Below are 21,289 nucleotides of genomic sequence, written 5' to 3'. Positions count from 1 at the left end.
CTCAGGAATCGGCGAACACCCCGAGTCGGTTCCCGCTGGGGTCGGTGAACTCTAAGCGTCGGCCGCCGGGGAACCCGTAAGGACCTGCGACGACGGTGCCACCGGCGTCCTTCACAGCGGTGAACGTCGCGTCCAGGTCCTCCGAGAACAGCAGTACGAGGGGTCCCTCGGCCGACGGAGCGGCACCAGGGTTCAGCCCGCCGATCTCGCCCTCGCCGTCGGGGGTGGCGATGCCGCCGACGGCGAGATCCGCGGCCAGGATGTCTCCTCCCGCCAGGGCGAGGTCGACCGGGCCGCTGATCCCGGGCCGTAGTCTTCGGCCATGGACCCAGCGGCGGCGCAGGACGCACAGCACCGGTTCCGGGGCACCACGACCCTCGTCGTCGGCGGCTCCGTCGGCATCGGCCTGGCGAGCGCGCAGCGTCTGGCGGCAGAGCGCGGAAGGGTGCTGGTCGCCGACCTGGACCTCGAGGGGGCGGAGCGGGCCGTCCGCGACCTGCCCGGCGAGGGCCACCTCGCCCTGGGGATCGACGTCCTGGACGCCGATGCGGTTGACACGGCCGTCAGCGCGCTGTCGGAACAGGGCATCACCCTCGATGCGCTGGTGCACGTCGCGGGCGGGGACACCGACCACGGCGACTTCGCGGAGACGGAGGACGAGACCTGGCGGGCGATGCTCGAGCTGAACCTCCTGGGTCCGGTGCGCATGCTGCGCCGGGTGCTGCCTGCACTGACGACCAGCACCCGGACTCCGTCGGCCGTCATCGTGAGCTCCGTGAACGGCGCGCTCACGCTCGGGAGCGAGCCGTACTCCTCGGCCAAGGCCGGCCTCGTGCCGCTGATCCGGAATCTGGCGCACGAGTACGGGCCGCGCGGCGTCCGGATCAATGCGGTTGCCCCGGGCACCGTCCGCACCCGCGCCTGGGAGGCCCAGGGCGGGCCGGATCATCTGGCGGGGGAGTATCCGCTGCGACGTGTGGGCGAGCCCTCCGACATCGCGGCGGCCATCGCGTTCCTGTGCTCGCCGGACGCCTCCTGGATCACCGGGCACGTGCTCCCGGTCGACGGGGGCCTGAGCATCCGCCGCGCCTTCTGATCCCGGCGCGGTCGGCCGCTGTCCTCCGCGACCGTGCTGCCATGCTGGACGCATGGGCATCGCACCGAACTTCTCGATCGTCACCCTCGGCGTCGCAGACCTCGCGCGCAGCATCGCCTTCTACCGCGCCCTCGGATGGCAGCAGCGCGGCGACGTCTCGGCGGGAATCGCCTGGTTCCGCACCGCGGGGACCTGGATCGGCCTGTTCGGCCACGACGAGCTCGCGGCCGACGTCGGCCTCCCCGCCTCCCCGCCGACGCAGTACCGCGGCATCACGCTGGCGCTGAACTTCGCCACCGAAGCGGAGGTCGATGATGCGTTGGAGGTGGCCGTCGCCGCAGGGGCCCGCCTGATCACGCCTGCCGCGCGCGCCGACTGGGGCGGTTACTCCGGCTACTTCGCCGACCCCGACGGGCATCTGTGGGAGACGGCCTTTGCCCCGACCTTCCCGGTCTCCGCGGACGGCACGATCTATATCCCGGACACGCTCTCCGACCTGGGGTGACATGGTCAGTGCCGGTCGATCGTGAACCGCTGCTCGACCGTCCCGTCGGCCTGCACCGTCTCCTCGAACGGCACGGGGATGGCGCGGCGCCAGAACGAGGTGGCCTCGGGATTGGTGGCCAGCTGCGTGATCGACCAGGGGCCGACGTGCGCCTCGAGCAGGAGCCGTGCGGCGGCGAGGCCCACGCCGGCGCGCCGATACTTCCGCAGCACGAAGAACTCGGCCATGTGGATCCGTTCCGCCTCCCGCACCAGGGCGAAACCCGCAGTCGGACCTCCGACGCGGAACACGTAGGCGTGACGGCCGGCCTCGTGGCGGTAGGCGTCGAGCCAGGCGTAGTGGAAGAGGCCGTGCTCGTCGACGTCCCAGCCCGTGTGCTCGGAGAAGTCGTGGAGGTAGAGCTGCAGCAGCCTGGCGAGGAGGGCGAAGTCCTCGCCCCGCGCCGAGAGGATCGTGGGAGCGGTGGCGGAAGGGGGAGCAGTCATGCAGGCAAAGTAGACGCAGTCCGGCGGAGCGGTCGAGAGAGTATTCGCCCACCGCGCCCCTTCGGCCCCGCCTTGTGGCAACAGCCTGGCCCTCCTTGTCGCCCCCGGTCAGAGCGCGCATCATGGCTCCATGAGCGAGACGACGGCGACGCAGCTGCCCACGGTCCACCCGATCCCCGAGGGACTCGCGGAACGGGCCGCCCTTCTCGGCGGGCCGAGCGGCACCCTCACCGACGAGCAGATCACCGGCTTCGTCGCCGAGCAGCTCGCCGGCACCGACCTCGACGGCAAGAGCGTCTGCCTGATCATCCCCGACGGCACCCGCTCCGTCCCCCTGCCTAAGGTGCTGCCCGCGATCCACGATGCGCTCGCCGGCCGCGCCTCCTCCGTCACCGTGCTCATCGCGCTGGGCACCCACGCCGCGATGAGCGAGGAGGCGATCGACCAGCTGCTCGGCGCCACCGAGCGCGGCGCGACGGCCACCTACCCGGAGTGGACGGTGCTGAACCACGCCTGGGACGACCCCTCCCAGATCGCGGATCTCGGCGTCATCCCCGCCGAGCAGATCGCCGAGCTCACCGGCGGGCTGCTCACCGACGTCCCGATGACCGTGCAGATCAACCGGCTGTGCGTCGACTCGGACGTCAACCTGATCGTCGGCCCCGTCTTCCCGCACGAGGTCGTCGGCTTCTCCGGCGGCAACAAGTACTTCTTCCCCGGCTGCTCGGTGCATGACGTCATCGACATCTCCCACTGGGTGGGCGCGCTCATCACGGCCAGCCGCATCATCGGCACCCTCGGCATCACCCCCGTGCGACAGCTGATCGACGCCGCGAGCGAGCTCATCCCCTCCGAGAAGCTCGCGTTCACCATGGACGTCGCCGAGGGCGGCCAGGATCTCGGCGCGATCGCGTTCGGCGACCCGCAGGCCGCCTGGGCCGCGTGCGCGAAGATCTCCGCCCAGACCCACATCACCTACGTCGAGAAGCCCTACAAGCGGATCGTCGCGCTGGTGCCGGAGATGTACGAGGACATGTGGACCGGCGCGAAGGGCTTCTACAAGTCCGAGCCCGTCTGCGCCGACGGCGGCGACGTGATCATCTACGCCCCGCACATCACCGAGGTCGCCGCGATGCACCCCGGCATCCGCGACATCGGCTATCACAACATCGAGTACTTCACGAAACAGTGGGACCGGTTCAAGGACCACCCCTGGGGCGAGCTCGCCCACTCCACGCACGTCACGGGCCTGGGCACCTACGACCCGGAGACGGGGGAGGAGCACCAGCGCGTGAACCGCTACTTCGCCACCTCCCTCTCGAAGGAGGAGACCGAGGCGCACAACGTGCTGTACATGGATCCGGCCTCCCTCGACATCGAGGCGCTGCGCGACGACCCGGACACCCTGGTGATCGACCACGCCGGCGAGGTGCTCTTCCGCCTCGCCTCCGAGCGCGACGGCGCCGCGGAGCAGGCCCAGTGACCAGCCTCCGCCAGCCCGTCCCGCTCACCCTCGGCACCGCCCCGCAGGCCCCCACCTCGCTGTTCGCGCCCGGCCATCCCGGCTTCGAGGCCGAGGCGATGACCCCGGACGCGCTGGCCGGCGAGGCGCTCACTCTCGCCGACGCGGTCTCCGCCGAGCTCGCCGGCACGCGCCGGCTGGGCGTCGCCTACTCCGGCGGCGTCGACTCCGCGACCCTGCTCGCGCTCGCCGTGCGCGCGCTCGGGGCCGAGAACGTCGTCGCGCTGCTGGGGGTCTCCCCGTCCCTCGCCCGGCGCGAGCGGCGGCTCGCCCACCAGGTCGCGCGCGTGATCGGCGCCGAGGTGATCGAGGTCCCCACCCACGAGGGCGAGAACCCGGACTACCAGAAGAACGACGGCGCGCGGTGCTTCCACTGCAAGGACGAGCTGTTCACCCGCATCGGCGAGGACGTCGCGCGCGAGCAGCAGCTCGACGCCGTCGCCTACGGGGAGAACGCCGACGACGCCACCCGCCACGACCGCCCCGGGGCGGGCGCCGCCACCCGGCACCGCGTGCTGCGACCGCTGTCCGTCGCGGGCATGACGAAGTCGCAGGTGCGCGAGGTGGCCCGGCAGCTGTCCCTGCCGGTCGCGGACAAGCCGGCCGCCCCCTGTCTCGCCTCCCGCATCCCCTTCGGGCAGGAGGTCACCCCGGAGAAGCTGCGCCAGATCGACGACCTCGAGGACGCCGTCTACGAGCAGGGCTTCAGCGACTGCCGGGTGCGCCACCACGGCGCCGTGGGCCGCATCGAGCTGCCCACCGAGGAGCTGCCCCGCGCGATGGAGCCCGCGATCCGCGAGGCCCTCGTCGCCGCCGGCAAGGAGACCGGCTTCCAGCACGTCACCCTCGACCTCGACGGCATCCGCTCGGGCCTGTTCTCCCTGCAGATCGTGGGCAAGGGCGGCCGTGGCTGAGGGTGCGGGCACGGCCGATGGGCCCGGCGCGGCCGACGGCGCCGACGCGACCCGTGCCACGGGCCGCATCGAGGGCTTCCTCGACCTCGATCTCGACCGCGCCTCTCGCCGCGGCGCCCCCGAGGCCGTGCTCTGCGACGCCAAGAGCGTCGAGCAGGTCGCGGCGATCGCCGCCGAGTACGCGCGCCTGCACGAGGCGGGTCGCGAGGATCTCGGCCCGGTGCTGTTCACCCGCGCCGACGCCGCCCGCGCCGAGGCCGTGCTCGCCGCCCTGCCGGACGCCCACCACGACCCGTCGGCCCGCTTCCTGGCCTGGCCCGCGGCGCCGCCCGCACCCAGCGGCGGCCTCGTGATCGTGGCCTGCGCCGGCACCAGCGACCTGCCCGTGGCCCGCGAGGCGCAGCTCACCGCTCACTACCTGGGACGGCCCACCCGCCTGTTCGCCGACATCGGCATCGCCGGCCTGCACCGCCTCCAGTCCCGCCTGCCCGCCCTGCGCGAGGCGGCCTGCGTGGTGGTCGCCGCCGGGATGGACGGGGCGCTGCCCACCGTGATCGCCGGGCAGATCTCCGCCCCCGTGGTCGCGTTGCCCACCTCCGTGGGCTACGGCGTCGCTGCGGGCGGTCAGGCCGCGCTCACGACGATGCTCTCCGCCTGCGCCCCCGGCATCGGCGTGGTCAACATCGACAACGGCTACGGTGCCGGCCACCTCGCCGCCCAGATCGCCCGCTGGGCCCCTGAATCCGGGGAGTAGGCGGGCGGGGAGAGCCGCCTCACCCCGGCGGCAGCTCCCCCTTGTGTAACTTGGCCATCCGGCAGGTAAAGTAACCACCGTTCCTCACGGATTCGGAGGTCTCATGGCATCCGCGCGCTGCTCGGCGTCCACTCCGCCCGCGCGCCCCGCGCACCGCCCGTCGGCCCGCGAGGCGATGCTCGACGCCGCCGAGGCGCACCTCGGCGAGGACGGCACGCTCACCCTCGACTCCGCCGCCCGCGCCGCAGGGGTGACCAAGCCCGGCCTGATGTACCACTTCCCCACCAAGGAGGAGCTGCTGGGAGCGATCCTCGACCGGGTCGCCGCACGGTACGAGCGCGAGATGCTCACGCTGGTCACCGCCCGGTACGGGGAGTCGACGGACGTCTTCGCCCAGGCGCCCGCTGCGGCCCGCCACCTCGCCTACCTCGACTGGGCCTGCACCGCCGAGCTCTCCGCGGCGGACCTCGTGTTCGTCGCCGACCCGCACCTGCGGGTCGCGCTCACCGAGAGCTGGATGCGGCAGGTGGAGGCCTGGCTGCACGTCCCCGTCGGCCTCGACCCCGGGGAGCGGGCCCGACTGCTGGCCGTGCGGCTGATGGCCGACGGGCTCTGGTTCGACCGCGCCGCCGGCCTGCTCGGCGACGTCGCGCAGGAGGCCGCGCAGCTCCGGGAGTTCGCCGGGGCGCTGCTGGAGGGGGATCGTCGATGACCACCTGGCTGCTGCTCGCCGCCGCGATCCTCTCCGAGGTCACGGCCACCCTCGCGCTGCGCGGCGCGCTCGACGACCCGGCGCTGTACGTCGTGGTGGCGGCGGGGTACGTGCTCTCCTTCGTGCTGCTCGCCCAGGTGCTGCGCCGCGGCATGGGCCTGGGCGTCGCCTACGGCCTCTGGGGCGCCAGCGGGGTGGTGCTCACCGCCGTCGCCTCCGCGGCGCTGTTCGGGGAGGCGATGACCACGCTGAAGATCGCCGGCTTCGTGCTCATCGCCGCCGGCGTGGTGGTGGTGGAGCTCGGCGCCCAGCGAGCGCGGCGCGGCGACCACCCCGTCCCACAGGCCCGGGAGAGTTGGCTCGCCGCCTCGCCGTCGTCCACCGCTGCTGCTGAGGAGGCGCGATGAGCTGGATGCTGCTGAGCGGCGCGATCCTCGCCGAGGTGGCCGGGACCCTGTCCCTCCGCGTCGCGGCCACGGGCCGGCGCCGCTGGTATCTCCCGGTCGCGGTGGGGTACCTGCTGGCCTTCGCCCTGCTCTCCGCCGCCCTCGCGGCGGGGATGCCGCTCGGGGTGGCCTACGGGATCTGGGCCGCGGTGGGTATCGTCGCCACCGCGCTGCTGTCCCGCCTGCTGTTCCGCGAGGCGCTCACGCCGGTGATGCTGGCCGGGATGGGCCTGATCGCTGTCGGCGTGCTCCTCGTCGAGCTCGGCGGCGCACACTGAGCAGGACACCGCCCCGACGCCCGGACGGAGGAGACATGGACCCGGCCCCGCCCGCTCCGGCGACCCCGCCGACGCCCCCGGCGTCGTCGCGGTCGACCGCCCCCGCCCGTCGGCGCCTGCGGGTCCCGGCCGCGATCCTCGCCGTCACCGCCCTGCTCATCGCCGTCGTGCTCTGGACGCGCCCCGCCGGCGCCCCCGAGGGCGCTCCCGGCGCCGCGACCGACACCCTCGGGGCGCAGGAGCCCGTCGCGCTCGAGGATCTCCCGCACCCCTCCCGGGTGGCGGTGCCGGATCTCAGCGCCGCGGAGACCCGCGACCCGGGTGACCTGCTCGCCGAGGGCCCGGTCGACGCCCCCGTGGTGCTGGTGGTGTTCACCGACTACCAGTGCCCCTACTGCGCCCGCTGGACGGCCGACACCCTGCCCGCGCTGCGCGAGGAGGTGGAGGCGGGCCGGCTCCGCATCGAGTGGCGGGACGTGAACGTCTACGGCGAGGACTCCGAGCGCGCCGCCCGCGCCGCGCTGGCAGCCGCCCGGCAGGACCGGCACGCGGACTACCAGAACGCACTCTTCGAGGGCGGCGAGATCCGCTCCGGCGCGGAGCTCGACGAGGAGGCCCTGATCGCGCTCGCGGACGAGCTGGGCCTGGACGTGGAGCAGTTCACCGCGGACCTCCGCGCCGAGGAGACCGCCCGCACCATCGCCGAGCACGCCACGACCGGCCGCGAGCTGGGCGTGGTCACCACCCCCTCGTTCGTGCTCGACGGCACGCCGATCGTGGGCGCCCAGCCCACCGACGCGTTCCTGGCCCGGTTCGACGAGGCGCTCGCCGCGGCGGGCAACGGGGAGGGCTGAGATGGAGATCAGCCTGCTGCCGGCGTTCCTGGGCGAGACCCTCGCGCTGCTCAGCCCCTGCGGTGCCCTGCTGCTGCCCGGCTACCTCGCCTCCGCCGTCACCCGCTGGGCCGGCCTGCTGCTGCACGCCGCCGTGTTCTACCTGGGCCTGGTGCTCACCCTGGTCCCGCTCGGGGTGGGCGCGGGCGCGCTGGGCGGTCTGCTCGCCGGGCACCGCAGCGCCCTGATCGCCGTCACCTCCGCGGTGCTCGTCCTGCTCGGTGCGCTGCAGGCCCTCGGCCTCGGCGCCGACCCGGCCCGGATCCTGCCCGGCGCGGAGGCGCTCCGCCAGGCCTCCGCCCGTGGACGCGGCCTGGCACGCACCCTGCTGCTGGGCGCCGTGGGCGGGGTGGCCGGATTCTGCGCCGGCCCGATCCTGGGCGCCGTGCTCACCCTCGCCGCCGGGCAGGGCGGCATCCTGCGCGGCGCCGTGCTGCTGGCCGCCTACGGCGCCGGGATGGTCGTGCCGCTGCTGCTGCTCGCCCTCGCCTGGGATCGCCTGGGCCCGCGCTCGCTGCGCCTGCTGCGCGGCCGCCCGTTCACCCTCGCCGGCCGCACCCTGCACACCACCACCGCCGCCACCGGGGTGCTGATCATGGGCCTCGGCGTGCTGTTCTGGGCCACGAACGGGCTGGTGAGCCTGCCCTCCCCGGTGCCCACCCGGGTGCTCGCCCGCTGGCAGGAGGGCCTGGGCGCGCTGAACGGTCCCGGAGTGCAGATCGCGCTGCTGGTCGCGGCCGGTCTGGTCGCGCTGGGCCTGTGTTGGCGGGCGGACCAGCGCCGCCCCGGCGCCGATGCGGGCCGGGAGGTCGCGGGCCGGGAAGACGCGCACACGGAAGACGCGCACACGGAGGACGCGCGCCGGGAGGACGAGCGCCGGGAGGGCGAGCGATGACCGCCGCCCGCCGGGGCCGTCCGCCCCGCCCCGTGCGCCCGGCCCGCCGGGACCTGCTGCGCCTGCTGCCCGCCGGGGCGCTGGGCCTCGGCGCCCTCGGCCTGGCCGGGTGCGTCGGCGCACGGGACGCGCCGGGCACCGGCCCGTCGGCCGACCCGAGCGCGAGCCCGGCCGCCCCGTCGGCCGCCGGCGGCCCCGCGATCGAGCCGACGCCGACGCCGCTCGGCGAGCAGGCCCCCGCGGTCGACCCCGACACGCTGCGCCTCCCGCTCGAGATGCTGGTGATGATCGTGGTGGAGCCGGGATGGACCGCCCGGCCCGCCCAGCTCGACGGGATCTTCCTGGGCGGCGCGGACGACGGGGGCGACACGGCCAGCGCGGACGACGTCGACGGCGCGGACGACGCGACCGGCGCGGGCGGGGCGCGGCGCCTCACCGCCGTGGACCAGGACGGCACCGCCCTGTGGACCGCGCAGGCGCCCTCCGGCCAGGACGCCGTGCTCTCCCGGGACTCCGGCGCCCGCGCGGTCGCGGTGCTGCCCGGCCGCACCGCCGCCGGGGAGGCGACCCTCACTGGAGTGCGCCTGCGCACCGGCGAGGTGCTGTGGGGTCCCGTGGTCGTGCCCGGAGCGCCCGTCGGCCCCGGCCTGCTCCTGCCCGGGCCCGACGGCGGGGACCGCGCCGTGCTCGACGCCGGCACCGGCGAGACCCTCCTCGCCGAGGACGCCCTCGACGGCGGCCGCCTGCTCGCCGAGCACCTCGGCACCGCGCTGCACACCGACGGCGGTGACCTGGTGGCTCGCACGGCCGGGGCCGAGGAGCTCTGGCGCCTGCCGCTCCCGGACGGCATCGACCGGGAGTCGGTGCAGGTGAGAGGCGCGATCGACACCCTCACCCACCACGCCGTGCTGGTGGACGGGGCCGGGGAGGGGCTCCTCGTGGACCTGCTGCGCGGGCGGCTGCTCGCCGAGCACGTCACCGCCACCGTGCACGATCCGGCGCTCGGCACCACCGTGGTCGCCGCCGGCCGCACCGTGCGCGGCCTCGACGCCGAGGGCGCCGAGATCTGGCGCCACCGCGACCCCGAAGCGCTGGTGCTGCTCAGCGCCGGGGAGCGCCTCGCCTACGCCCAGCGGCCCCAGGAAGGCACCCTCGTGGTGCTGGACACCGCCCGCGGCCAGATGGTGAACCCCTACGATGTCGATCTCGAGGGCCCGCTCGCGGTCCCGGAGCTGTTCTCCGCGGAGGCGGCGACCTCGGTGTACGTGGAGGAGACGCGCTACCTGGTCACCACCACTCTCGACGAGGCCTACGGCCTGCGGGACTGAGCCGCCCGGCGGCCACGCCCGACCCGTCGGCCTGCGCGGCCGGCCCGCCGACCACGCCCACCCGTCGGGCGGTTGCCGCGGGTTGCCTCCGGGCGGGGGTAGGATCGCGCGAGAACAGCGGGCATGACGACCCCCTCCGGCGCCGGGCCGGGCGCGGGCGGCCCGCGCACAGGCAGCGCCGCACAGGCGAGGACGGAGCCGGCCGAGTGGCGGACAAGCGCGTGACGATCTACGACGTCGCCAAGGAGGCCGGGGTGGCGCCGTCCACCGTCTCCCGCGCCTTCTCCCGCCCCGGCCGGGTCAGCGCCGCCACCCACGCCACCGTGATGGAAGCCGCCAAGCGGCTCGACTACCGCACCGCCGCCCCCGCCGCCCAGGAGCGCGAGGAGCGCCATCACCGCCTGGGGATCGAGGTCCCGGACCTCACCAATCCCTACTTCGCCGAGCTGGTCTCCGGCATGCAGGAGGCCGCCCACGAGCAGGACTTCCTGCTGCTCCTGCTGGACACTGTGGAGGACGAGATCCGCGAGCGCTCCAGCCTGGAGAGCGCCGTCAACGTGGTGGACGGGATCGTGCTCTCCGGCTCCCGCCTCTCCGACGCCACCCTCAACCACCTCACCAAGCGCATCCCCGTGGTGGTGCTGAACCGGCGCGTGGCCGGCCTCGACTCCGTCACCCCGGATTTCGAGCACGGCATGGGCCAGGCGATGACCCACCTCGCCGAGAACGGGATCCGCACCGTCACCTACGTGGCCGGGCCCGTGAACTCGTGGTCCGACGGGGAGCGCTGGCGCGCCGCCCGCGTGGCCGCCCGTCAGCACGGCATGCAGGTGCAGCGCCACGGCCCCTTCGCCCCCACCACCGCCGGCGGCGAGCAGGCCTTCGAGGAGCTGCGCGACTCCCTCCCGCACGCCGTGATCTGCTACAACGACCTGGTCGCCTTCGGGTTCCTGATCTCCGCGCTGCGCGCCGGGATCAAGGTGCCCGGGGAGCTGTCGGTGATGGGGCACGACGACATCCAGCTCTCCCGGCTCGTCGGCGGCGGGCTCACCACCGTGGTCAGCCCCAAGCGGGCCCAGGGCCGGGCCGCGATCGAGCGCCTGGTGCGCCGCATCGAGAACCCCTCCGCGCACCGCACCCCCGTGGAGGGCTCCCTCCCGGTGCGGCTGGTGCCGCGCGGCACCACCGGCCCCCGCGACCCGGGCCGCTGAGCCCCGGGCGCCCGCGACCCGGGCCGCTGAGCCCCGGGCGCCCGCGACCCGGGCCGCTGGCCCCTGGGCGCCCGCGAACTCGGCCGCCGCGATCAGGGCCGCTGCGATCGGGGCCGCTGAGCCCCGGGCGCGGTGGCCCGGGTCGCTGACCTCCGGTCGCCGTGGGTCTGCTGGTCGCGGGGCCGCACCGGCAACCGATGACAACGTCGGGCGCGGGCGGCACGGGCTTGCGAGCATGTGCCCATGAGCAACGACGCCTTCGTTCCGCACCCCGACCGCCTCCTCCCCGCGGACCCGGCCGTCCGCGACATCGCCCGCAGCCTCTACGAGCTGGAGAAGGATCAGCCGATCGTCTCCCCGCACGGGCACGTCGACCCGCGCCTCCTGCTCGATGACGAGCCGTTCCGCGACCCGACCTCGCTGTTCATCACGCCCGACCACTACGTGAACCGCCTCATGCACGCCCGCGGCGTGGACCTCGCCGACCTCGGCGTGAACCAGGGCCCGCTCGACGAGACCGCCTCCCGCAAGGCCTGGCACCTGCTGGCCGAGCACTGGCACGCCTACGCCGGCACCCCCTCGCGCTACTGGATGGAGCACGAGTTCTCCGAGGTGTTCGGCCTGGAGACCGTGCTGAACCCTCGCACCGCCGATGCGATGTACGACGAGATCGCGCAGAAGCTCGCCCAGCCCGAGTTCCGCCCCCGCGCCCTCTTCGACCAGTTCGGCATCGAAGTCATGGCGACCACCGACGACCCGGTCGACGACCTCGCCCCCCACGACGCCCTCGCCGCCGACGAGTCCTTCACCGGGCAGGTCATCCCGACCTTCCGCCCGGACAAGTACCTCGAGCCCGCCCGCGCCGACTTCCGCGAGCTCGCCGACGCGCTCGGCGAGGCCGCCGGTGTGGACACCGGCACCTACGACGGCCACCTCGAGGCGATGCGCGTGCGCCGCCTGTACTTCCGCGACCACGGCGCGGTCTCCTCCGACCACGCCCACATCGACCCCGGCACCGCGCGGCTCGCGATCGAGGAGGCGCGCCGCTTCTACACCGCCGCCCGCGAGGGCACCATCGGCGCCGACGAGGCCGTGGCGCTGCGCCGCCACCTGCTGGCCGACCAGGCACGGCTCGCGGCCGAGGACGGGCTGGTCATGACCATCCACCCGGCCGTGGCCCGCAACCATTCCGATGCCATGTTCTCGACGTTCGGCGCGGACGTCGGCTTCGACATCCCCGTCGCCGTCGACTACGTCCACCACCTGCGCCCGATGCTCAACGACGTGGGTCACGCCGAGGGCTTCCGCACCGTGCTGTTCACGATCGACGAGACCGTGTTCTCCCGAGAGATCGCACCGCTCGCCGGCGTGTACCCCTCCGTGTACGCGGGTGCGCCGTGGTGGTTCATCGACTCGCCCGACGCGATCCTCCGCTTCCGCCGCGCCGTCTCCGAGACCCTCGGCTACACGCGCACCAGCGGTTTCATTGACGACACCCGCGCCTTCTGCTCCATCCCCGCCCGCCACGACATGTCCCGCCGCATCGACGCGATCCACCTGGCCGGGCTGGTCGCCGAGCACCGCATGCGTCTCGAGGACGCCCAGGAGCTCGTCGCCACCCTGCCCACCCAGCAGCCTCGCGAGGTCTTCCGCCTCGGCGAGACCGCGTGAGAGGACATGCTCCGATGAACGCCCCCTCCGCCTCCGACGTCGGCCGCCTGGTCCACCTCGGCATCGGCAACTTCGCCCGCGCCCACACCCTGCAGGCCACCGCCGTGGCCGGCGGCTGGTCCGTGGTCGCCTTCACCGGCCGCTCCGCCGCGATGGCCGACGCCCTGAACGCCCAGGGCGGCAAGTACGGCCTGATCGTGCGCGGCCCCGAGGCCGACGAGGTCTCCGTCCTGGACGTGATCGACGAGGTCCACCCGGCCTCCGACGTCGACGCCCTGGTCGCCCTGCTCGCCGACCCCTTCACCACCGTGGTCACCCTGACCATCACGGAGAAGGGATACGCCGCCGGCTCCGACCCCGCGACCTCCGCCCCCGCCCGCATCGCCCTGGGCCTCAAGGCCCGCCGCGAGGCCGGGGTGGAGGAGCCGATCGCGCTGGTCTCCTGCGACAACCTCACCGGCAACGGCGAGGTGCTGGGCGAGGCCGTGCGCGCCGAGCTCGACGAGGAGACCGCCGCCTGGTTCGAGGGCCACGTGGACGTCATCTCCTCGATGGTCGACCGGATCACCCCCTCGGCCGACGACGGCGCCGCCGACACCGTGCGCGAACAGACCGGCTTCGCCGACACCGTCCCGGTGGTCACCGAGCCCTTCACCGAGTGGGTCATCGAGGACCGCTTCCGCGGCCGCCGCCCCGAGTGGGAGAAGGCCGGGGTGCAGTTCACCGACGACATCGAGGTGCACGAGCGCCGCAAGCTGCGCCTGCTCAACGGCGCCCACACCCTCATGGCCTACGCCGGCCAGGTCGCGGGCGTGCAGCGCGTGGACGAGGCGATCGGCCACCGCGAGGTGCGGGCGCTGGTGGAGCAGCTGTGGGCCGAGGCCCGGGAGACCCTGCCGCTGCCGGCCGACGAGCTCGACGCCTACACCTCGGCCCTCGAGGAGCGGTTCCGCAACCCCCGCCTGGCCGACAACCTGATCCGCATCGCCGCCGACGGCTCCGTGAAGCTGCCCGTGCGCGCCCTGCCCGTGATCGCCGAGCTCGGCGGCCCGGACAAGGCTCCCGGCGAGGTCGCGGCCGTCGCCGCCTGGACCGCGTGGGTCACCGACCGCGTGCGGGCCGGGCACGAGGTGCAGGACCCGAGGTCCGAGGCCATCGCGGCCGCCGCCTCTCTCGAGGACACCACCGAGCGGGTCAGCTCCCTGCTCGCCCTGCTCGACGTCCCGTCCATCGACCCGCTGATCGACGCCGTCATCGCCGAGGAGCACCGCCTCCCGCGGCCCTGACCCCGGCCTCACTCTCACGTTTTGCCCGCTGTGCTTCCAGAAACGGAAGCCCAGCGGGCAAAACCGTTCCGGACTGGGGCTGGGGACTGCTCCGGCCTGGCAGACCGGGTCCGGCCCTTCCCGGCAGGCTGGCCCTGGCCCCGGCCTGACCCTCACAGTTTTGCCCGCCCTGCTTCCAAGAACGGAAGTAGGGCGGGCAAAACCGATCTGCGGGGGAGGGGAGGGTAACGGCGCGGGTCAGGTGCGGGGTGCGCCGAGGGCGGTGAGGCGGGTGAGGAGGTCCTTCGGCGTGTCGAGATCGGGCTGGGCCACCCGCACCACGCGCCAGCCGGCCTCGTGGAGCATGTCGTCCTTGCGCCGGTCCTTCGTCCACTGGGACCGGTCCGTGCGGTGCGCGTCCCCGTCGTACTCGATGGCGATGCGCAGGAGGGGATAGGCGAGGTCGAGCCGGAAGCCGCGCGTTCCGCCGCCCCCGTCGGAGAGACGGAGGGGGAGGTTGATCTCGGGCTCGGCGAATCCGTGGCGGAGCAGCAGGAGTCGCAGCTCGGTCTCCTTGGGCGACTCGACGCGCTCCCGGCTCGCGGCCACGGCGACCCGCACCTTCGTGATGCCCGTGAGGGAGGAGGCGGCGGCGACCTGGGTGCGCAGCCTGGTCAGGGGGATGATCGGCGGCTTGGCGGAGTCGCTCACGAGGGCATCGCAGACCTGGATGAGTGCGAGCGGGCCCAGCATCCCGGCCAGGCCGCAGAGCAGGTCGAGGGGGCAGGGCATGAGGAGGCCCCGGGGGCGGATCGTCGCCGTGGTGCGCCGGCGATGGACCCGCACGCGGGGGCCCAGGCGCTGGCGAGCGCCGGGTGGGATCGTCACGTGCACCGCGGAGTGCACGGCATGACGGAGCCCGCGGGGAAGTGGCAGGCCCAGGATCTCGGCTGCGGTGACGTGGCTGATCAGCGCCTCCGGGCAGAGGTCCTGCTGGAGGACGGCGGCGATGCGGTGGACGGGGGCAGGCGCCTCGGCGGGGGTGCAGTACCCGGGGACCGGTTCGAGGAACTCCGCCGAGGCGAGCCGGCGCGGATGCACGCCCTTCTCCCGCAGCTCGGCGCGGGCGAGCAGGCTGCCGGCAGGAGGCGACCATCGCGGTGTCATGCGTCGACGGTAGGCACGCCTTCTCGTCGGCTCCCCGCGCAGGTCCCCGCTGTGGATGGTCATGCCCTGGGGAGGGGATCCGGGGGCCGGCGAAGGGCGGCCCAGCCTCCCGCCCAGGGTTCTGCCCGCTGCACTTCCACGAATGGAAGCACGGCGGGCAGAACCTCCCACGGGGCCGGGGTCGTCAGCCCCGCGGAAGCCAGCAGCGGACGCGGGCACGGTAGCGGACGTACTCCTGCCCGAACCGTTCGGCGAGGTCCCGCTCCTCCGCGGGACGCACGAGCACGTGCCACAGCACCCCGCCGGCCACCGCATAGAGGAGCACCAGCCAGGAGCCGAGGAGCAGGCCCATGCCCGCGCCCTGCGCGATGCCCGCGACCGCCATCGGGTTCCGGATCCAGCGGTACGGGCCGGCGATCACCAGGTGGTGGGCCATCGCGCCGGGCAGCGGCGTGCCCCGCCCGAGCTGCGCCATCGTCACGGCGGACCACACGCCGAGGGTGCTCGCGGCGACGATCAGGACGATTCCCGCGATGCTCAGGCCTCCCGCGACCGTCGTCGGCAGGGCGAGCGAGAGCCCCCATCGCCTCTCCGCACACGCGATGGGTGCTGGGATGACCAGCAGGAACAGTGCCCAGAAGGCGAGCATCTGAGCGAGCGTCGCACGCAGCGGGGCACTGCCCTCCGTGCGCCGGGCGGGACGAAACGCCACCGGCCCCACCATCGCGCGCTCCACGGGGATCCGGCCCCAGCGCAGCAGCATCGCCGCGCCCAGAGAACCGGCGGAGGCGCCGATCATCGCAAGGGCGCCCGCTCCCGCCTGCCCGGTCACGGTCGCGTATCCGACCATGCCGAGGGTGACCAGGAGAGTCCACGGCGTCACCACGGCCACGGCCCAGCGCCGTCCCACTGCTGCGAGGGCGGAGGCGAGCACGAACAGCGGCAGGTCGAGCACGGCGGTCCACAACGGGTCGAGGCCGTCCAGGGTGGCGTGCCGCACCGCGGGCACGGTCGGGACCAGGATCCACCACAGCGCCCCGGCGAGTCCCTGCACGGCGAAGTAGAGGCGGCCGACTGCACGCGGCACGTCGATCGGAGGTCTCGGGGAGCGCACGAGAGCACGCTACCCCGGCCTTCCGCCGGGGGTTTTGCCCGCTGTGCTTCCCGTTTCGGAAGCACAGCGGGCAAAACCCTCAAGGCCGCCTGGGCCGGGCCAAGCTGGGCCGGGCCAAGCTGGGCCGGGCCAAGCCGGGCAGGGCTGGCCGGGCTGGGCCCGGCCCCCGGCCCGGCCCCCGCCCCCGGCCCCGGCCGGTCAGGCCAGGTCGGCGAGGGCCTCGAAGCGGGCGAGGCGCTCGCGGTAGTAGTCCTGGTTCCCGAGCACGGGCTCGACCCGGGTGAGCACGGGCGCCTCGGCGACGGGGATGCCCGGCGCGGCCTGCTCGAGGGCCATCACGGCCGCGCCGCGCATGGTGGAGCGGGACACGGCGACGTAGTCGATCGGCATCGCGAGGGCGTCGGAGAGCAGGTGCAGCCAGCCGGGGACCGCGCCGGTCATGCCGCCGGAGAGCACGATCCGCTCGGGCTCGCCGCCGGCCTCCTTCATCTGGTCGGCGATGCGCAGGAACGACAGGGCCACGCCCTCCATCGCGCCGCGCAGCATGTCCTTCCAGGTCGTGGACGCGCCCACGTTCGCGAACAGGGCCCGGGAGGAGCCGCGCCACTTGGTGCCGCGCTCCCCGGAGAAGAACGGGACCACCAGCGGCGTGCCCGGGGAGGGCGGGCCGGAGAACAGGGTCTCGGTGTCCGTCTCGCCGATCTCGAAGGGCATCGCGAGCTCGGTGCGGCACCAGTCCAGCACGCGCCCGCAGTCGCTCATCGCGGAGCCCACGAGGGTGCGGCGCTGGTCCACCCGGTACGCCCACAGCCCGGAGGGGAGGGTGGGGATGTCGGTGTCCAGGAGCTGGCGGATCGCGCCAGAGGTGGCGGTGGAGATGCCCCAGGTGCCGGTGCCGAGAGCGCCGATGCCGAGGTTCGCGGCGAGGCCGTCGCCGATCACGGGCAGCCACACGGCGTCGGTCAGCTGCGGGAACTCGGCGGCGAGCGGGGTGCCGCCGACGGGCAGGGCGTCGTCGGGGTCGATCGCGGGGCCCATCCTCGACTCGTCCACGCCCACGGCCTCGAGCAGCTCGGGCACGTACACCCCGGTGCGGCGGTCGATCATGCCGGACCAGGCGGCGGAGGCGGTGCCGAGCGCGGGCGTGCCCAGCAGCTTGAGGGCGACGTACTCGCCGAGCGCCATGAACCGCTCGGTGCGGCCGAAGACCTCCGGATGCTCCGTGCGCAGCCACAGCAGGCGCGGCGCGGTGAAGGAGGAGTGGAGGCGGGCGCCGGTGCGCTCGTGCAGGTCGTCGACGTCGAGGCGGGAGGCGAGCTCGCCCACCTGGGCGTGGCAGCGGGTGTCCGCGTAGGTGATGCACGGTGTCAGGGCGTTGCCAGCCGCGTCGACGGCGATGAGGGAGGACGCGAAGGTGTCGAAGCCGATCGCGCGCACCTGGCCGGGCAGCTCGCCGTGGCCGAGCACGGCCGCGAGCGAGGCGCGGATCTCCGCGACGATCTGATCGGCGTCGATGGTGCTGGTGCCGTCGTCGTCGACCGTGAAGGAGTGCGCCTCCTTGTGCTGGAGCTTGCCGACCTCGCGGCCGGTGACGTCGTAGACGGCGGCGCGCGTGCCGCCGGAGCCGATGTCGATCCCGATCACCAGGGGCCCCTGAGCGTCCTCGGCCGGGATGTTGAAGCGGGGCATCGATGATCTCCTGCGGTCGTCGGGGCCTGCGCGGGCGGGGGCGGCGGTGCGGCGGCACAGGCGGTCCGGCCAGCATACGAGCCACCTGCGCGAGGTCATCGGCTTCGCCACGGGTTGCCACCCGCCGCCGGAGACGTGCCCCGCCGCCCTGCTGTCCGCCGACGGGAGGTGAGCGGCTCGAGCCCTGCATGCAGCAGGCCTCGAGCCGCTCACCTCCCTTTCCCCGCCGGCCCCGCCGACCAACCCGGTCCGCCGACCGACCCGCCCCTCGGCTACTCCAGCACCGACTGCCCCAGGAACTCGCCCTCGGCGCACCCCGGCGGGATCGCGAACACGGCCGAGCCGATCGGGGTCGTCCACTGGTTCAGCAGGTCCAGCTCGTCCAGGCGGCGCTGGATCGGCAGGAACTGCGCCACCGGATCCGCCTGGAAGGAGATGAACACCTGGCCCGCCTCGGAGAGCTGCCCCGAGCCGGGCGAGGGGGCGTGCTCGTAGTTGTACGGCCGGCGGTAGATCTCCTGGTGCTCGCCGTCGTCGACCCCACGGGCCCGGCGCATGTGCGAGAACTCCCCGATCACAGGGAAGCCGTTCGCGGAGACCTTCTCGAAGTCGGCCGGGGTGGTCTCGTCCCCGCCGCTCAGCGGCGCCCCGCTGTCCAGCCGGGTGCCGGTGGCGGCCTCGCGGGCGCCGCGGTCGGCCTCGTCCCAGCCGTCCAGATCCATGCGGATCCGGCGCACCACCATCGAGGTGCCGCCCGCGAAGGGGCCCTCGTCGCGCCACACCACGGTCGAGAAGTGCTCGCTGCCGGGGGCGGGGTTCGCGGTCCCGTCGAGCTGGCCGAAGAGGTTCCGCAGGGTGCTTCCCGGTCGCACCACGCCGGGGGAGCGGCGGAATCCCGTCTGGCTCCACCGGATCGTGGCGAAGGCGCGGGAGTCCTTGAGCAGCATCCGTGCGGCGTGGGAGACGGTGAGCGGATCGTCGGCGGCGATCTGCAGCAGCAGGTCCCCGTCGCACCACTGCTCCTCGAGCTGGTCGATGCCGAAGGCGGGCAGCGGGGCGAGCCACTCCGGTGCCGGCCGGTCCGCCCGCGCCATCAGCCCCGGGCCGAAGCCGGCGGTGACGGTGAGGGAGGCCGGCTCGGCGGCGAGCTCCGGCTCGGTGTCCGCGAGCGCCGGCTCGCCCTGGGTGAGGCGGGCGGCGTCGTCCGTGAGCAGGCGCAGCATCCGCAGCACCCCGTCCCGGTCCACGTTCTCGCGGAGGTCCAGGGCCAGCAGCGTCGCGGCGGCCGGGGCCGGTGTCTCCACACCGGCCTGGTGCGCGCCGTGGAAGGGCACCGCCGTCCCGCCGTACGGCGCAGGATCGGGCCTGCTGGACCCCGCCTCGGTCCGGGCAGGGTCGCGGAGGGCGCGGTCCAGGCCGGCTCCCGCGGCGCCGATCCCGAGCGCGCCGACGCCGAGGGTGCCTGCGCGCAGCAGGTGGCGCCGGCCGGGACGGTCGGGGAGGGGGTGCTCCTGCGGGGCGGTCACTCGGCACCGTCCTCGACGCCGGCGCCAGCGCTGGCGTCGGCGTCGCCGTCGGTGCCGTGTCCGCCGTGCGCGGCATGATCCTCGCCGCCGGCGTCGGAGGCACCGGAGCCGGACGAGCCCTCGGGCTCGTAGTGCTCCTGGGCGCCGGCGAAGTCCTTCACCGTCGCGGCGACGGTCAGCGCGGTGCCGTCCTCGCAGGTCAGGGTCAGCTCCACCTTGTCGCCGGGCTGCAGCGGGGCGGCGAGATCCATGAGCATCAGGTGGTTCCCGCCGGGCTCGAGCAGGAGCTCGCCGCCGTCGGGGACGGGGAACCCGCCCTCCTTCTCCTGCATGCTCATGCCGCCGGAGCCGTCGGAGGCGGTCTCGTGCAGCTCGACCATCCCGGCCGACGGGCTGCTCGCGCCGATCAGCTGCAGATCCCGGCCGGTGCGGTTGACGAGGGTGCCGAAGGCGGCGGTCATGCCCTCCTCGGCGGCCTTCACCCAGGGGTCGACGAGGGTGAGCTCCTCGGCGCCCGTGCCGCCGCCGTCGGAGGCGCCGGCCCCGGCCGTGCCCGAAGCGGTCTCGTCGCCGCCGGTGGTGCAGGCGGCGAGGGGGAGGAGCAGGGCGGCGAGGGCGGCGCGGCGCGGGATGCGGGCGGAGCGCGGGGAGATGGGCGCGGGCAGGGTGAAGCGGTCAGACATGGGTGGTCCTTTCGAGGTAGCGCCACGGGGCCGACGGGGCACGGCGCGGCCGGGAGCCGACGGGGCACGGGCCGGCCGGTCGCCGGCGAGCCCAGCGGCCGGCCGGGGCCGACGGGCGGTCGGGTGCCGACGGGCACGCACCGTGCGGCGGCCGACGGTGCGGGCGCGATGGGCGGCAGGAACCGGGCGCACGGCACGTGCGCCCGATCGCCACCACCCACGGGCGCAGGCAGGTCGACCCCGCCCGAGGCGCGGGAACGTCGGTCCCGCCCGACGGCGCGGGCAGGTCGGTCCCGCCCGAGGGTGCGGACGGCTCGGCCCCGGCCGACGGCAGAGCGCCGTCAGCGGCGGGCGCAGGAGGGTCCCGCACGGCGGCGCCGCGCGGGGTGGGTCATCGAGGAGGCCGGGCCGAGCGGGCGCGACGACAGGGCGTCGGGCGGCTCAGGCGGCCAGGACCAGCGGCGGACCCCGCCGCCGCAGCGGGGCCAGCGCGGCGCGGCGCACGTGTCGCAGGGCCGTGCGGCACGGCACCGGCTCGGGGCGGGGCCGGGAGACCGGCCGGGGCGGCTCGAGCATGCCCGGCGGGGTGCGGAGCATGTTCCACACCGCCGTGACCAGGGAGGCGCACCGCAGCAGCAGGTTCTCCCCGCGCTGCAGCAGCACCGTGGTGACCAGCGCCGCGACCAGGTGCCAGGCGAGCATCCGCAGATCGTGGGTGCCGCCGTGCAGCGCGTGCCCGGCCATCGCGGCGACCCCGTCGGCCCCGTGCCCCGCCTGCGCGGCGTGGGCGCCGGCGGAGGACTGCGCGCCGTGTCCGAGGTGCGAGCCCGGCGGCGCCACCAGCGTGATCGTCGGATCCCCCGGGGTGCCGGCGGTGAACAGCCCGTGGAACAGCGCCTGACTGCTCACCACCGCCAGCGCCATGCGCGGCATCGAGAACCGGGTCCCGGCCAGCACCGTGCACAGCGTCACGGCGAGCCACCACGGAATCGCGACCCCCAGCCAGGAGGGCATCGCCCCGCCGCCCACCAGGTGGCCTCCCAGGGCCACGGCGGTGGCGAGGGACGCCGCCGTGCCGCCGCGCAGCAGGCGCAGCGGGGAGCGGCTCGAGGTCATGCACCCATTGTGCCCCGTC

22 protein-coding genes are annotated in these 21,289 nt (G+C 74.7%); 14 read left to right on the top strand and 8 right to left on the bottom strand.

The window, feature by feature from the left end; genetic code table 11:
• Nucleotide 1: 1 nt before the first annotated feature.
• A complete protein-coding gene (locus DWV08_RS13425) occupies nucleotides 2-355 on the bottom strand; it encodes a VOC family protein (protein WP_206516715.1) in 354 nt (117 codons plus the stop codon).
• Here DWV08_RS13425 and DWV08_RS13420 point away from each other — a divergent pair.
• Complete coding sequence (locus tag DWV08_RS13420) at nucleotides 323-1,096, top strand: SDR family NAD(P)-dependent oxidoreductase (RefSeq protein ID WP_115414262.1); 774 nt, start codon at nucleotides 323-325, stop codon at nucleotides 1,094-1,096. The two genes, DWV08_RS13425 and DWV08_RS13420, sit on opposite strands and share 33 nt — an antisense overlap.
• A gap of 52 nt (nucleotides 1,097-1,148) precedes the next feature.
• The gene (locus DWV08_RS13415) at nucleotides 1,149-1,601 is read left to right on the top strand and encodes a VOC family protein (protein ID WP_115414261.1); all 453 of its coding nucleotides are present in this window, start codon (nucleotides 1,149-1,151) and stop codon (nucleotides 1,599-1,601) included.
• 5 nt (nucleotides 1,602-1,606) lie between these two features.
• Here DWV08_RS13415 and DWV08_RS13410 read toward each other — a convergent pair whose 3' ends face one another.
• A complete protein-coding gene (locus tag DWV08_RS13410; protein ID WP_115414260.1) occupies nucleotides 1,607-2,086 on the bottom strand; it encodes a GNAT family N-acetyltransferase in 480 nt (159 codons plus the stop codon).
• A 130-nt stretch (nucleotides 2,087-2,216) separates the two neighbouring features.
• On the opposite strand from DWV08_RS13410, the gene DWV08_RS13405 reads away from it, so the two are divergent.
• The 12 genes from DWV08_RS13405 to DWV08_RS13350 all read left to right on the top strand — a co-directional run bounded on the left by DWV08_RS13405 (nucleotide 2,217) and on the right by DWV08_RS13350 (nucleotide 13,996).
• The gene (locus DWV08_RS13405; protein ID WP_115414259.1) at nucleotides 2,217-3,569 is read left to right on the top strand and encodes a lactate racemase domain-containing protein; all 1,353 of its coding nucleotides are present in this window, start codon (nucleotides 2,217-2,219) and stop codon (nucleotides 3,567-3,569) included.
• Nucleotides 3,566-4,522 (top strand): ATP-dependent sacrificial sulfur transferase LarE, encoded by a 957-nt coding sequence (larE, locus tag DWV08_RS13400; protein WP_115414258.1) that lies wholly within the window; start codon nucleotides 3,566-3,568, stop codon nucleotides 4,520-4,522. The genes DWV08_RS13405 and larE overlap by 4 nt, the downstream gene beginning before the upstream one ends.
• Nucleotides 4,515-5,276 (top strand): nickel pincer cofactor biosynthesis protein LarB, encoded by a 762-nt coding sequence (gene larB, locus DWV08_RS13395; protein ID WP_115414257.1) that lies wholly within the window; start codon nucleotides 4,515-4,517, stop codon nucleotides 5,274-5,276. Before larE ends, larB begins: the two co-directional genes overlap by 8 nt.
• 103 nt (nucleotides 5,277-5,379) lie before the next feature.
• On the top strand, nucleotides 5,380-5,988 hold the full coding sequence (locus DWV08_RS13390) for a TetR/AcrR family transcriptional regulator (protein WP_115414256.1): 609 nt from the start codon (nucleotides 5,380-5,382) through the stop codon (nucleotides 5,986-5,988).
• Complete coding sequence (locus DWV08_RS13385) at nucleotides 5,985-6,395, top strand: DMT family transporter (protein ID WP_115414255.1); 411 nt, start codon at nucleotides 5,985-5,987, stop codon at nucleotides 6,393-6,395. The genes DWV08_RS13390 and DWV08_RS13385 overlap by 4 nt, the downstream gene beginning before the upstream one ends.
• Nucleotides 6,392-6,712 carry a DMT family transporter gene (locus tag DWV08_RS13380; RefSeq protein ID WP_115414254.1) on the top strand — a complete coding sequence of 107 codons (321 nt, stop codon included), beginning with the start codon at nucleotides 6,392-6,394 and terminating at the stop codon, nucleotides 6,710-6,712. The genes DWV08_RS13385 and DWV08_RS13380 overlap by 4 nt, the downstream gene beginning before the upstream one ends.
• A 35-nt stretch (nucleotides 6,713-6,747) precedes the next feature.
• The gene (locus DWV08_RS13375) at nucleotides 6,748-7,566 is read left to right on the top strand and encodes a DsbA family protein (protein WP_115414253.1); all 819 of its coding nucleotides are present in this window, start codon (nucleotides 6,748-6,750) and stop codon (nucleotides 7,564-7,566) included.
• Between the two features lies 1 nt (nucleotide 7,567).
• On the top strand, nucleotides 7,568-8,500 hold the full coding sequence (locus tag DWV08_RS13370; protein WP_115414252.1) for a cytochrome c biogenesis protein CcdA: 933 nt from the start codon (nucleotides 7,568-7,570) through the stop codon (nucleotides 8,498-8,500).
• Nucleotides 8,497-9,828 (top strand): hypothetical protein, encoded by a 1,332-nt coding sequence (locus DWV08_RS13365; protein WP_115414251.1) that lies wholly within the window; start codon nucleotides 8,497-8,499, stop codon nucleotides 9,826-9,828. The genes DWV08_RS13370 and DWV08_RS13365 overlap by 4 nt, the downstream gene beginning before the upstream one ends.
• A 206-nt stretch (nucleotides 9,829-10,034) precedes the next feature.
• Nucleotides 10,035-11,039 (top strand): LacI family DNA-binding transcriptional regulator, encoded by a 1,005-nt coding sequence (locus tag DWV08_RS13360; RefSeq protein WP_115414250.1) that lies wholly within the window; start codon nucleotides 10,035-10,037, stop codon nucleotides 11,037-11,039.
• A gap of 243 nt (nucleotides 11,040-11,282) precedes the next feature.
• The gene (uxaC, locus tag DWV08_RS13355; RefSeq protein ID WP_115414249.1) at nucleotides 11,283-12,710 is read left to right on the top strand and encodes a glucuronate isomerase; all 1,428 of its coding nucleotides are present in this window, start codon (nucleotides 11,283-11,285) and stop codon (nucleotides 12,708-12,710) included.
• 14 nt (nucleotides 12,711-12,724) lie between these two features.
• Nucleotides 12,725-13,996 carry a mannitol dehydrogenase family protein gene (locus tag DWV08_RS13350; RefSeq protein WP_115414248.1) on the top strand — a complete coding sequence of 424 codons (1,272 nt, stop codon included), beginning with the start codon at nucleotides 12,725-12,727 and terminating at the stop codon, nucleotides 13,994-13,996.
• A 237-nt stretch (nucleotides 13,997-14,233) separates the two neighbouring features.
• Here the strand turns inward: DWV08_RS13350 and DWV08_RS13345 are convergent, their stop codons facing one another.
• From DWV08_RS13345 to DWV08_RS13315, 6 genes are all read right to left on the bottom strand, one after another.
• Entirely contained in the window at nucleotides 14,234-15,142 is a 909-nt protein-coding gene (locus DWV08_RS13345) for a DUF559 domain-containing protein (RefSeq protein WP_241237244.1), read from the bottom strand.
• Nucleotides 15,143-15,326: 184 nt separating this feature from the next.
• Entirely contained in the window at nucleotides 15,327-16,256 is a 930-nt protein-coding gene (locus DWV08_RS13340; protein WP_244923647.1) for a methyltransferase family protein, read from the bottom strand.
• Between the two features lie 198 nt (nucleotides 16,257-16,454).
• The gene (locus DWV08_RS13330; protein ID WP_115414246.1) at nucleotides 16,455-17,945 is read right to left on the bottom strand and encodes a gluconokinase; all 1,491 of its coding nucleotides are present in this window, start codon (nucleotides 17,943-17,945) and stop codon (nucleotides 16,455-16,457) included.
• Nucleotides 17,946-18,217: 272 nt separating this feature from the next.
• On the bottom strand, nucleotides 18,218-19,471 hold the full coding sequence (locus DWV08_RS13325; protein WP_115414245.1) for a Dyp-type peroxidase: 1,254 nt from the start codon (nucleotides 19,469-19,471) through the stop codon (nucleotides 18,218-18,220).
• Entirely contained in the window at nucleotides 19,468-20,154 is a 687-nt protein-coding gene (locus tag DWV08_RS13320) for a copper chaperone PCu(A)C (RefSeq protein WP_115414244.1), read from the bottom strand. Before DWV08_RS13320 ends, DWV08_RS13325 begins: the two co-directional genes overlap by 4 nt.
• A 441-nt stretch (nucleotides 20,155-20,595) precedes the next feature.
• Nucleotides 20,596-21,270, bottom strand: a complete 675-nt coding sequence (locus DWV08_RS13315) for a hypothetical protein (protein ID WP_115414243.1) — start codon at nucleotides 21,268-21,270, stop codon at nucleotides 20,596-20,598.
• Nucleotides 21,271-21,289: the final 19 nt, after the last annotated feature.

It is taken from the genome of Brachybacterium saurashtrense (assembly GCF_003355475.1).
Lineage (GTDB): Bacteria > Actinomycetota > Actinomycetes > Actinomycetales > Dermabacteraceae > Brachybacterium > Brachybacterium saurashtrense.
Note: the sequence above shows the minus strand (reverse complement) of the source record. Positions and strands in the feature narration are given on the sequence as shown.